Below are 12,442 nucleotides of genomic sequence, written 5' to 3' on the forward strand. Positions count from 1 at the left end.
AAATAAGTCATTTGATATAATGTCCTTATAAGTGAGGAAATTCATGGGAGGTGATTTCATGTCAGAGGATATTAAAAGAGAAGAAATGGTAGAATCAGGCCAAATAAAAATAGCTGATGAAGTTGTAGGTATAATTGCAGGATTAGCTGCCACAGATGTGAAAGGTGTAGCAGGAATGAGTGGAGGAATCGCAGGAGGAATTGCTGAGATTCTTGGTAGGAAAAACCTTTCAAAGGGAGTTAAGGTTCAAGTTGGAGAATCAGATGCTGCAATAGATTTATATATTATTGTTGAGTATGGTGCAAAAATACCAGATGTATCTTGGAAGGTACAAGAGAGTGTTAAAGATGCCGTCGAAACAATGACTGGTTTGAATGTGCTTGAGGTTAACATACATATTCAAGGTGTCAATATCCAGAAAGAAAAAGAAGTGGATAGTAAAGAAGAATAGCTTTGATAAAGGTTAACCCTCTGAATTCAGAGGGTTAACTTTAGGTTTTTTTGACTTAAATCCATACATATATTGTTTGATTAAAAGAAACAATAATAAGCATAAGGAGGAGAAAGATGGGTAGAAAAATAGCAAGGGAAGATACAATGAAATTATTGTTTCAAATGGACATAACTGAAGATTATAGCGAGGAAAAAATTAAGAAATATCTAGAGGAAAATAGCCATAATCCAGAAGAAGATAGTTACATTTATGAAGCATCTAGTTATATAGTAACAAATAAGGATGATATAGATAATAAAATTGAAAAATATGCAAGGGGTTGGAAAACAAAAAGATTTGCAAAGGTTGATTTAGCTGTGTTGAGAATAGCAATTTATGAAATAGTAAATAGGGATGATATTCCGATTGAGGTTTCTATAAATGAAGCTTTAGAAATTAGTAAAAAGTATAGTACAGGAGAATCAAGTAAGTTTATAAATGGAATTTTAGGAAGCCTAGTAAGAGGAATGAATAAATAAATGGAAAAACTGTTTATTGGTTTTGATACTAGTGCTTATACTACTTCAATCGGAGTAGTTGATCAATTTGGAAACGAAGTATTAAATTTAAGAGAAATTCTTAAAGTAAAGAAAGGTAATAGAGGATTAAGACAGCAAGAGGCAGTTTTTCAGCATATAAATAATTTGCCTAAAATGATAGAAGAATTGACAACTAAGATTGACATAAAAAATGTGGAGGCAATATCAGCCAGTGGATCACCGCGAAATATAATAGGTTCCTATATGCCTGTTTTTAAAGCTGGAAAAGGACAGGCTTTTATATTGTCTAGTATACTTGATAAAAGGTATTTTGAATTTAGTCATCAAGAAGGACATATTGGGTCATATTTTATAAATAATAAGAAGATTAATTCAAATGAATTTTTAGCTTTACATATATCTGGTGGAACCACTGAGTTATTGAAGGTTGCAAAAGAAAGTAATGGTTTGGATATAGAAATTATTGGTGGTACAAAGGACATTAGCGCAGGTCAATTAATAGATAGAATAGGGATTAAATTAGGCTTAAATTTTCCTTGTGGAAAAGAAATTGATGAATTATCTAGTACTGGTGAAAGGCTAGATAGAAATATTCCTATAAGTACTAAAGAAACTTGGATAAATTTTTCAGGAACTGAGACTTATTTTCAGCGTCTAATTGATAATATGAATTACGATAACAGTAATATTTCTAAAAGCTTGCTTTATGCTGTAACTAAATCCATTGGAAATATAATATCGGAAGGACTTGAAGAATATAAAATTGATAATGTTTTAATAACCGGTGGAGTAGCATCAAATTCATATATAAGGAATAACCTTGCTAACTATATAAAGAATAATAGTAATATAAAAATTCATTTTCCAAATATAGAGCATTGTACTGATAATGGTGTAGGAATTGCTTATCTTGGCAGCCAAGAATGGATTGGAGGCATATAAATGAAATTAAAAGCCTTAAAGGTTTGTGAAGTAAATCAATATATTAAGAGAATACTTGTCAGTGACCCTATACTGTATAATATTAATGTAGAAGGGGAAATCTCAAATTTTAAGCATCATTATAACGGACATATGTATTTTACTTTAAAGGATGAAAGTAGTAAAATTAGGTGTGTTATGTTTAATGGAGATAATAGAAATATAGACTTTTCTCCTAAAGAAGGTATGAAAGTAATAATCACAGGTTATATTTCTGTTTATGAGAGAGATGGGAGCTACCAGCTATATGCAAAAAAAATAAAGCAAAAGGGAGTAGGAGATTTATATGCTGCCTTTGAAAAATTGAAGAAAAGACTTGAAGCAGAAGGTATGTTTGATAATGTCTTTAAAAAGAAACTACCATATTTACCGAAAAAAATAGGTGTTGTAACTTCTTCTACTGGAGCAGCAATTAAGGATATAATTACAGTCATACAAAGAAGATTTTCATCTGTAAATATAGTGATTTATCCAGTTCATGTTCAAGGGGAAAAAGCCCCTATGGAAATTGTTGAAGCCTTGAGATATTTTAATACTAGAGATGATATTGATCTTATTATAACTGGTAGAGGTGGAGGTTCAATAGAAGAACTGTGGGCATTTAATGACGAAGAAGTGGCAAGAACTATTTTTAAATTAAAAATCCCTATCATTTCAGCTGTAGGGCATGAAACAGATTTTACTATTGCAGATTTCGTTGCAGATTTAAGGGCACCAACTCCTTCAGCTGCTGGTGAATTAGCTACTCCTATTTTACATGAATTAAAAAGTAGACTTGAAGACAATCTGATTAGATTAGAGTTTGTTATGAAGAATAGTCTAAAGGATAAAGAGAATAGTCTTAAAATGCTAAGAAATAATCTTAAGACCTATTCTCCAGAGAATAAACTCAAAGCCAGTAAGGAGAGGCTAGACGTTCTATATAAGGATATAAGAAGAGTAATGAAGTCTGTCCAGGATAATTCAAATAATAAACTTGAGAACCTTATAGGAAGGCTGGACGCATTAAGTCCTTTATCAACATTAAATAGGGGATATTCTATTCCTTTAGATCAAGAGAGTAAGGTTATTAAATCCGTGAAAAGAGTTAAAAAGGACGACATCGTTGATATATTATTGAAGGATGGAAAAATAACTGGAAAAATAATAAGCATAAATGAGAGTCATGAATAGAAAGGGGTAAATTTATGAAAAATGAAAAAGAAAAATTATCCTTTGAAGATGCTATTGAGAAATTAGAAGGAATTATTGCAAAGCTAGAAGAAGGTGATTTATCACTAGACCAATCCTTAGAAGAATTTCAAAAAGGTATCGAATTGTATAGACATTGTAGTAATGTGTTAGTTGACGTTGACGGGAAGATAAAAGTTATTTTAGATAATGGAGCTGATACACCAGAAGAAGTAGATTTTGAAGAAGATCTTTAGGAGGATTATATGGTTATTAAAGATGAATTGACTAAGTTTAAAGCGATAATAGAAGATTACTTAGATGAAGTATTGCCTGAAGAAGAAGGCTACCAAAATGAGATTTTTAAGGCTATGAGGTATAGTGTATTTGCTGGGGGAAAAAGATTAAGACCTTTTCTTACTTTAAAAACCTGCGAAATAATATGTGGGGACTATAAGCCTGCATTACCTTTTGCAGCTGCATTAGAAATGATACATACTTATTCATTAATACACGATGACTTACCAGCCATGGATAACGATGATTTTAGAAGAGGCAAACCAACTAATCATAAAGTTTATGGTGAAGGAATGTCAGTACTAGCTGGTGATGGTCTATTAAATTATGCCTATGAGATAATGACCAAATCATTAGCTGAAAATGGGGATAATTTAGATAGATATGTTAAGGCCTTATCTATTGTAAGCAATGCATCAGGGATATATGGTATGATAGGTGGTCAAGTAGCTGATATACTTTCAGAGGATAAAAAAGTTGATAAAGATACTTTAGATTTTATTCATAAAAATAAGACATCCGCTTTAATTGAGGCAGCAGTCTTAGCAGGTGGGATAATTGGTGGAGCAACTGACGAAGAAATAGTTGCATTAAAGGAATACGGACAATCAATTGGTTTAGGCTTTCAAATTAGAGATGATATACTTGATAAAATAGGCACAATGGAACAATTAGGTAAGGATATAGGTAGTGATGAAGGAAATAATAAAGCAACGTATTTATCTCTGTATGGCTTAGACTTTTCAATAAATAAAACTAAAGAATTAAGTAATAAAGCTAAAAATGCATTGAAAATTATTGGTAATAATGAGATAATTGTTATGCAAGAGCTTGCTGAATACTTAGTTTCAAGAGAAAGTTAATAGAATTTGAAATAATGAGTTTTATGTGCTATAATGAAATTTAGTCTAGAGTGGTGCAGTATTCTAGTCAGTACAGCTAATTTTGAAGGCGGGCCTAAAAATCCGTCAAAGGGCGTATCGATGAAGTTCCTGGTTTCGGCTGCTGACGCCCAGTTGGGGGTCGATTCTGGGAGTAAGGAGGATGGGGCGATCTACAAAGGCATGTGGGCGATGACCCTACCTTCGTGGAGACTCATTAATAGCATAATATATAGGCGCATGTTAATGAGAGTAACCTACACTGTGGTGCAAGCTACGTGTAGTGTAGCCTGCCTTGAGTGAAATAGGTGGAAAACAGGTGTAACTCTGCCTCTATGGGCCCATAGAAGAACGGGTTTTGCTGTTGAAACCTATTTTGCAAAAGAGGCTAAGAATTAGCATGGCTGTTGAGGAAAACTCCTAGACTGTTCTACGAGAAGTATATTAAGGATTACAGTGCGTACTAAGTGGTAATCTAGCCCTACCTTTGGCAACAAGGTAGAGATGAAATTAAAGGGAAACCGCTGTTATTGGTGACAGGCAGTTTTCATCTGGGAAATCCTGCTAGACCTAAGCCGCAAGATTTACTTAATATACTACCACTCTAAAGGCTGATAGCATTGCTATCAGCTTTATATTTATACATAATTGGAGGAGTTGTTTTGTCGGATAGTTTAAAAAACAAAAAAAAGGAAAAAAAGAATAAAAAAATGCCTAGTTTTGAAAAGTATAATTTAAAGTGGGTTATTTTAATTACTCTTTGGACTTTTTTACTTGCAATATGTGTTAGTTTAATATCTGAAAGTCTTATGAGGAACCTAGAATATATTGCAGCATTTTTGGTATTAATATTTATTATTTCCTTTGGCGTATTCTTTGATACGATAGGAATAGCAGTGGCAGCTTCTAATGAAAAACCTTTTCATTCAATGGCTTCTAATAAAGTTGCAGAAGCAAAGTATGCCATAAGATTAATTAGAAATGCTGGTCCTGTATCTAATTTTTGTAATGATGTAATTGGAGATATAAGTGGAATAATAAGTGGTGCAGCTGGTACCATGATTGTTTATAAACTGATAGATGAATTTGGTTTTATTGATGGAGCCATCATAAGTATAGTAATGAGTGCTTTTGTTGCATCTTTAACTGTTGGTGGAAAAGCATTGGGTAAAGAGATAGCAATGGATAAATGCGATAGCATTATTTTTTATGTTGCAAAGGTAGTAATGGTTCTTGATATTAAGCTTGGAATAAAGATATTACCGGATATAAGAAAGAAAAGAAATAAAAAAAACCAAAGAAAGAGAGAGGGCAAAAGTGGGAGAAATTCTAAATAAGATTGAAAATACTCGTTCATTAAAGAACTTAAATATATTTGAAATGAATAAATTAGCTAGTGAAATTAGAGAATTTATAATAGAAACTGTTTCTCTAACTGGGGGACACCTTGCATCTAATCTTGGAATTGTAGAGCTTACTATAGCTCTTCATAAAGTTTTTGAGAGTCCCAAAGATAAAATTATATGGGATGTAGGACATCAGGCCTACGTTCATAAAATTTTAACTGGAAGGAAGGATGATTTTCATACCCTTCGCCAATTTGAAGGAATTAGTGGATTTCCTAAGCGATCTGAAAGTCCCCATGATTTGTTTGAAACAGGACATAGCTCTACTTCAATTTCTGCAGGTATGGGTTATGCTTTAGCTAGAGATTTAAAGAAAGAAGATCATGAAGTTATAAGTGTTATTGGCGACGGAGCTATGACAGCAGGAATGGCATTTGAAGCCATGAATCATATTGGTGACTTGGGTACTAAGCAAATTGTAGTATTAAACGATAACGAAATGTCAATATCCCAAAATGTCGGTGGATTATCTAAGTATCTAAATGAAATTAGAACAGCCCCAACATACTTTAGAATGAAAGAAGATGTCGAGTCTATACTGAATAGTATTCCAGCAATAGGGAAAAAAGTTTTTAAGACAGCTGAAAGGGCAAAGGATAGTGTAAAATACTTTTTTGTACCAGGAATGTTATTTGAAGATTTAGGCTTTAAATATTTAGGTCCCGTTGATGGTCATAATATAAAAGAACTGATGAATGTTATGGAAAGGGCTAAAAAAGTCAATGGACCTACTTTAGTCCATATTTTAACTAAGAAAGGTAAGGGATATAATCCTGCCGAAAATAATCCAGATAAATATCATAGTGCTTCTGCCTTTGACATTAAAACGGGCAAGCCCTTAAAGAAATCAGATAAAGTAAAATACTCAAACGTTTTTGGCGAGACAATAAGTAAACTTGCTGAAAAAAATGATAAAATTGTTGCTATAACGGCGGCTATGCCTGCAGGCACTGGCCTTACTAAATTTATAGAAAAACATCCTGATAGGTTCTTTGATGTAGGGATTGCTGAACAGCATGGTGTAACCTTGGCAGCAGGATTAGCAGCTGATGGCTTGAAGCCTTTCTTTGCTGTTTATTCTACATTTCTACAAAGAGGATATGACCAAGTTCTACATGATGTCTGTATTCAGAAGTTACCTGTTGTTTTTGGCATAGATAGGGCAGGTTTGGTTGGTAATGATGGAGAAACTCATCATGGTGTTTTTGATTTATCTTACCTTAGTCATTTACCTAATATGACTATAATGGCTCCAAAAGATGAATTTGAGTTTAAGGAAATGATTGAGTTCTCTACTAAATATAATGAAGGACCTATTGCTATTAGATATCCTAGAGGTTTTTCTTGTGATTTAAAAGATTATTCTAATAGAGATAAGATTTCATATGGAAAAGCTGAAATATTAAATCAAGGTAATGATATAGCCATTATTGCCATAGGTAAAATGGTTGAGTTTGGATGTGAAGTGGTTAATAGGTTAAAATCAGAAGATAAAAATATTACTTTAGTAAATGGAAGATTTGTAAAGCCTTTAGATGAGGACCTTATTTTAAACATTGCTAAAAATCATAAAACTATTATTACTTACGAAGATAATGCTATCATAGGTGGTTTTGGAAGCATGGTCAATGATTTATTGATTAAAAATGGATATGATGGCGTTGTTAAAAATATTGGCGTACCAGACCATTTTATAGAACATGGTAGTGTAGATAAACTATATAGTCTATATAATATGGATGTTAATGGTGTGGTGAAATTAATAAAAGAACTTTAGGAGTTTTTATATGGATAAAGAAAGGATAGATATACTGTTAGTTGATAGAGGATTAGTAGACAGTAGATCTAAGGCTAAACAATATATAAAGCTAGGACATGTATATTTAAACGGTAAGAAAGTCAATAAGCCAAGCTTAAAGGTATCGAGAGCTGAATCTATAGAAATAAAAGGTAATCCTATTCCCTATGTAAGCAGAGGAGGATTAAAGCTTGAAAAAGCTATAAAATTTTTTGATTTATCAGTGAAGGATAAGATAGCTTTAGACATTGGAGCATCTACAGGTGGATTTACTGATTGTATGCTTCAAAATGGTGCTAAGAGAGTTTATGCAATAGATGTAGGAACGAATCAATTGATTAAAAAGCTTAAGATGGATAACCGAGTTATATCAATGGAAAAAACAAATGTAAGATATATGACTGAAAATGATATTGATGAAAAGGCTAATTTTGTTTCAATAGATGTATCTTTTATATCTTTAAGACTTATTTTACCAGTAGTTAATTTATTGACTACTGAGAATGTTGATATTGTGGCTCTAATTAAGCCTCAGTTTGAAGCTGGTAAAGATAGAATAGGAAAGAATGGTATTGTGAAAGATATAAAGATACATATTGATATTATAAAGGAGTTGCATGAGTTTTGTAATTCTATATCTTTATTTTTTGTCAATCTTACCTATTCTCCAGTAAAGGGTGGGGATGGCAATATAGAGTACTTAGTTCATTTGTCAAAAAGTAAAGAAGATGAAAAAAATTTAGAAGTACATATTAATAATATAGTAAGGGAGTCCCATAGTTATCTATAGCCATTTTATGAACTTCCGACGGGATTAGAATTTGATTCCAATTATGGAAGTTTTTATTATTAGTTTGAAATAAGTGTTTTTTTATATTTATACATTTGATATAATAGACATATAAAAAATATGATAAATATTTATCAAGTGTCTTATTGGGAGGATAGCTATGAGAAAATATTCGCGACATGCTAAAATTCTAGAAATTGTTGAAAATAATGAAATAGAAACTCAAGATGAATTATCTGAGCAATTGAAAAGAGAAGGTATTGAAGTAACTCAAGCAACAGTATCAAGGGATATAAGAGAGTTAAGATTAGTCAAAGTACTATCCAAAAGTGGTAAATATAAATATGCGGCTATGGGTCAGCATCAGGAAGGAACCACAGAAAGATTAATTAAGATATTTAAGAATTCTATTCTATCTATTGATGTTGCAGGGCATTTATTAGTAATTAAAACATTACCAGGGGCAGCTCAAATATCAGGTTCTGCTATTGATGCATTAGGGATAGAGGAAGTGGTTGGAACAATAGCTGGTGACGATACGGTTTTCGTTGCTATAAATAATAAAGATAGAATTGATCATATTTTGGATATGTTTAACAATATCTTAGATTAGTGGAGGTATCAAGTATGCTTCTAGAACTAAACATTGAGAATTTCGCCATTATTGATAATGTTAATATTCATTTTAGTGATGGTTTTAACGTTCTAACTGGAGAAACAGGAGCTGGGAAATCTATAATAATTGATGCAGTTAGTATGGTATTAGGAGGAAGGGCAGCTAAAGAGTTTATAAGAACTGGTGCTGATAAATCAGTGATTGAAGCTGTTTTTTCTCTAAAGAAAACCTATGATGCTAGAAAAACTCTTAAGCACTACGGCATAGATGTAGGTGAGGATAACACTCTAATAGTTACAAGAGAGATTTATAGTACTGGTAGAAGTGTTTCTAGAGTTAATGGGAGAACCGTTACTTTAAATATGCTAAAGGAGCTTACAGACAAATTAGTAGATATTCACGGACAGCATGAGCATCAATCTCTTCTGAATCAGGAAAGTCATATTAACTTTATAGATTCATTAGGAAAAAATATTATTAGTGATACTAAGGAAAATATTCTAAAGGATTATAATAAGGTTAAATCTTTAAAGAGCAATTTAGGTGGACTAGCCTTCGATGAACAGGAGAGAGAAAGAAAAATTGATTTATTAAAATTTCAATTAAATGAAATTGATGAAGCAGAGCTTAAGCCCAATGAAGAAGAAAAACTTATGAATAATTATAAAAAAATTTCAAATGTTGAGAGTATAAAAAAATCTATTGGCAGTATTATTGAGACAATGAATTCATCAGATTATAATCAAGTATCTGTACTTGACAAGTTAAATTCTATTTCTGGACTTTTAGTAAATGCATCTAAATCAGATGATAACATTGAGAAATATAAGGAGACTTTTGATTCTGCTATATATCAACTTCAAGAAGTAGTTAGAGATTTGAGAGATTATGAAGATACTTTAGAATATAATCCAGAAAAACTCCAGGAATTAGAAGATCGAATTGCAATTATAACTAGATTAAAAAGAAAATATGGTAATACTATAGAAGAGATATTACAATATCGAGATGATATAGATTCAGAGTTACAATCAATTATTAATAGTGAAAAAGAAATTATCCGTATTAACAATGAGATAAAAGCTATAGAAAAACAAATATATGAAAATTGTTATATTCTTACAAAGGAAAGAAAGAAAATAGCTGCTGCCATAGAAAAGGATATAACAAAAGAATTAAAGGAATTAAATATGCCTAATGTCACCTTTAAAATTAGTTTTAAGGAATTAGATACTTATACAAAAACGGGCATAGATAATGTTGAGTTCCTAATATCTACTAATATTGGAGAGCCAGTTAAATCACTGTCAAAGATTGTTTCTGGTGGAGAAATGTCAAGGATTATGTTAGCTTTTAAAACTATATTAGCTCATGTGGATCATATTTCTTGTTTGATTTTTGATGAGATTGACACTGGAATAAGTGGAAGAACTGCTCAAGTTATTTCAGAAAAAATTGCTGAAATTGCTAGAACACATCAAGTATTATGTATTACTCATTTACCACAAATTGCAGCTATGTCAGATACTCATTTCCAAATTAGTAAGGTTGTACATAATAGAAAGACTAATACTAGAATTAAGAAATTAACTGATATAGATCGAATCAATGAATTATCTAGATTATTAGGTGGTGTAGATTTAACAAGCACTACAAAAATGCATGCTAAGGAAATGTTGGAAATGTCTGAAAAAATAAAAAGAAATTGGAAATAAATGCATCAATTTGAAACATCCTTTATTTAGTAAAGGATGTTTTTTTATGCAAAAAAATAGTGTATAAAGGTGTTTAATTTTCAAAAAATAAATTTATTATGATTTTTATCAATTTTCTATTCTATTTTTCGGTAATAATGAATTTCCTTAGCAATTCAATAAATATTTATGTAGAATAAATACCTTTTAAAATGGCTAAATTAAGGTTACACAACCTATTTGATGGAGGTGAAGAAAAAGCTAATGGGAAAATTGGGAGTGTGATAGTTTTTGAGAAAATTTAATAGAAGAACTGCTACTTTTTTGGTAGTTATGTTAATCGTTACTGCAGTATATGTAGTACAGATATATAATATTATCAGTTTCCCTTCACAAATGGATATATTTAGAGGAGAAAATGAAACTATAGATATTTTATTTCCTTTTACAGTAAAACTGCATGATAACAACAATAAAAGGGAAGTATTAAAATTTATTGAGGATAGGGAAGAAGATGAGAGTCTAAAGGTTAGTGTAAGAAATTCATATAAATTTAAATCAATCGAAAATGGAGAAGCTAAATTAGAATTTAAGCTACTTGGGTTAATACCAATAAAAAATGTTAATATTAACGTCGTAGATAATCTTTATTTAGTTCCTGGTGGAAATACAATTGGAGTAAAGTTAGAAACAAAGGGAGTTCTTGTAGTAGCGTTATCAGATGACTTAGTAGGTATTGATGGGAAAAAGCATAGTCCATCAATAGATGCAGGTATAAAAGTCGGTGATGTTATTACAAAGATTAATGATACAAATGTTAAGAATGCTTCTCATGTAATAAGATTACTCAATGAGGTTGGAGAAAGCAAAGTTAAAATCACTTTAGAGAGAAATGAGTATGAATTTACCACTGAAGTTCAACCAGTCAAATGTAGTCAAGATAATTCCTATAGATTGGGACTATGGGTTAGAGATAAAACTGCAGGAATAGGCACTCTAACTTTTTATCATCCAGAGAGTAGAACTTTTGGAGCATTAGGTCATGGAATAACAGATGTGGATACAGGTTCTTTAATGCCGATATCTAATGGTGAAATTTTAAAAGCCACAATATCATCAATAGAACAAGGTAAAAAAGGGGAGCCAGGAGAATTAAGAGGAGCTTTTTTTGAAACAAGTGGTTCAATAGGAAAAATATTTGATAATAGTCCATTTGGTATATATGGAACATTAGGAAGAAATTATGATAAAATACCTTCTAATAAGGCAATTCCAATCGGACTTCAAAATGAAGTTAAGACTGGAAAAGCCTATATTTTATCTACAATTGAAAATGATAAAATTGAAAAATTTGAAATTGAAATACTAAAGGCACAACCTCAAAGCTCACCTACTCAAAAAAGTATGGTAATTCAAGTAACAGATAAAAAACTTTTGGAAAAAACAGGTGGAATAGTGCAGGGAATGAGTGGAAGCCCAATAATACAAGATGGCAAACTAATTGGTGCAGTGACTCATGTTTTTGTTAACGATCCTACTAAAGGATATGGTATTTATATTAACTGGATGATTAAAGAAGCAGGAATTTCTTTAGATAAAAAAACTTTGCCAAAAGCAAATTAAAAAAAATGTTGTTTTTCAGAGAATCTTAAAAGAAGAGGTATTTTTTTATAAAATATCTCTTCTTTTTTGAAAATAATTCAAAAAAATTTTAAAAAAGTTACGATAATAGAAAAATATAGAAGGAAATAAATAGCATTTGTCGAATGTTTAAATTAATAAAGTCTGACAAATTTTTTTACGAAAAAGTGAATCA

At 31.2% G+C, this 12,442-nt stretch carries 12 protein-coding genes; all 12 read left to right on the forward strand.

Features of this window, described 5'->3' with window-relative positions; genetic code table 11:
- Window positions 1-58 precede the first annotated feature (58 nt).
- The 12 genes from JMO20_RS16840 to spoIVB all read left to right on the forward strand — a co-directional run bounded on the left by JMO20_RS16840 (window position 59) and on the right by spoIVB (window position 12,249).
- On the forward strand, window positions 59-451 hold the full coding sequence (locus tag JMO20_RS16840; protein WP_202710871.1) for an Asp23/Gls24 family envelope stress response protein: 393 nt from the start codon (window positions 59-61) through the stop codon (window positions 449-451).
- Between the two features lie 116 nt (window positions 452-567).
- The gene (gene nusB / locus JMO20_RS16845; protein WP_202710872.1) at window positions 568-972 is read left to right on the forward strand and encodes a transcription antitermination factor NusB; all 405 of its coding nucleotides are present in this window, start codon (window positions 568-570) and stop codon (window positions 970-972) included.
- Window positions 973-1,935: a Kae1-like domain-containing protein gene (locus JMO20_RS16850; protein WP_202710873.1), complete on the forward strand. Its 963-nt coding sequence runs from the start codon at window positions 973-975 to the stop codon at window positions 1,933-1,935.
- Window positions 1,936-3,147, forward strand: coding sequence for an exodeoxyribonuclease VII large subunit (xseA, locus tag JMO20_RS16855; protein ID WP_202710874.1), 1,212 nt, complete (start codon window positions 1,936-1,938; stop codon window positions 3,145-3,147).
- Between the two features lie 14 nt (window positions 3,148-3,161).
- Entirely contained in the window at window positions 3,162-3,401 is a 240-nt protein-coding gene (locus JMO20_RS16860; protein ID WP_202710875.1) for an exodeoxyribonuclease VII small subunit, read from the forward strand.
- Between the two features lie 9 nt (window positions 3,402-3,410).
- Window positions 3,411-4,304 (forward strand): polyprenyl synthetase family protein, encoded by an 894-nt coding sequence (locus tag JMO20_RS16865; protein WP_202710876.1) that lies wholly within the window; start codon window positions 3,411-3,413, stop codon window positions 4,302-4,304.
- A gap of 680 nt (window positions 4,305-4,984) precedes the next feature.
- Entirely contained in the window at window positions 4,985-5,659 is a 675-nt protein-coding gene (locus JMO20_RS16870; protein ID WP_243414822.1) for a hypothetical protein, read from the forward strand.
- Window positions 5,640-7,505 carry a 1-deoxy-D-xylulose-5-phosphate synthase gene (dxs, locus tag JMO20_RS16875; RefSeq protein ID WP_202710877.1) on the forward strand — a complete coding sequence of 622 codons (1,866 nt, stop codon included), beginning with the start codon at window positions 5,640-5,642 and terminating at the stop codon, window positions 7,503-7,505. Before JMO20_RS16870 ends, dxs begins: the two co-directional genes overlap by 20 nt.
- A gap of 10 nt (window positions 7,506-7,515) precedes the next feature.
- Window positions 7,516-8,316 carry a TlyA family RNA methyltransferase gene (locus tag JMO20_RS16880; protein WP_202710878.1) on the forward strand — a complete coding sequence of 267 codons (801 nt, stop codon included), beginning with the start codon at window positions 7,516-7,518 and terminating at the stop codon, window positions 8,314-8,316.
- A gap of 160 nt (window positions 8,317-8,476) precedes the next feature.
- Window positions 8,477-8,929 carry an arginine repressor gene (locus tag JMO20_RS16885; protein ID WP_202710879.1) on the forward strand — a complete coding sequence of 151 codons (453 nt, stop codon included), beginning with the start codon at window positions 8,477-8,479 and terminating at the stop codon, window positions 8,927-8,929.
- 14 nt (window positions 8,930-8,943) lie between these two features.
- Window positions 8,944-10,647, forward strand: coding sequence for a DNA repair protein RecN (gene recN / locus JMO20_RS16890; protein ID WP_202710880.1), 1,704 nt, complete (start codon window positions 8,944-8,946; stop codon window positions 10,645-10,647).
- A 270-nt stretch (window positions 10,648-10,917) separates the two neighbouring features.
- Window positions 10,918-12,249 (forward strand): SpoIVB peptidase, encoded by a 1,332-nt coding sequence (gene spoIVB / locus JMO20_RS16895; RefSeq protein WP_243414823.1) that lies wholly within the window; start codon window positions 10,918-10,920, stop codon window positions 12,247-12,249.
- The last annotated feature ends 193 nt before the right edge of the window (window positions 12,250-12,442 follow it).

Origin of the sequence: Sporosalibacterium faouarense (genome assembly GCF_016765695.1) — a bacterium.
Lineage (GTDB): Bacteria > Bacillota > Clostridia > Tissierellales > VENL01 > Sporosalibacterium > Sporosalibacterium faouarense.

Coding starts and splice junctions, on each gene's coding strand:
- JMO20_RS16840 (WP_202710871.1), top strand. CDS start 59: ATGTCAGAGGATATTAAAAGAGAAGAAATGGTAGAATCAGGCCAAATA.
- nusB (WP_202710872.1), top strand. CDS start 568: ATGGGTAGAAAAATAGCAAGGGAAGATACAATGAAATTATTGTTTCAA.
- JMO20_RS16850 (WP_202710873.1), top strand. CDS start 973: ATGGAAAAACTGTTTATTGGTTTTGATACTAGTGCTTATACTACTTCA.
- xseA (WP_202710874.1), top strand. CDS start 1,936: ATGAAATTAAAAGCCTTAAAGGTTTGTGAAGTAAATCAATATATTAAG.
- JMO20_RS16860 (WP_202710875.1), top strand. CDS start 3,162: ATGAAAAATGAAAAAGAAAAATTATCCTTTGAAGATGCTATTGAGAAA.
- JMO20_RS16865 (WP_202710876.1), top strand. CDS start 3,411: ATGGTTATTAAAGATGAATTGACTAAGTTTAAAGCGATAATAGAAGAT.
- JMO20_RS16880 (WP_202710878.1), top strand. CDS start 7,516: ATGGATAAAGAAAGGATAGATATACTGTTAGTTGATAGAGGATTAGTA.
- JMO20_RS16885 (WP_202710879.1), top strand. CDS start 8,477: ATGAGAAAATATTCGCGACATGCTAAAATTCTAGAAATTGTTGAAAAT.
- recN (WP_202710880.1), top strand. CDS start 8,944: ATGCTTCTAGAACTAAACATTGAGAATTTCGCCATTATTGATAATGTT.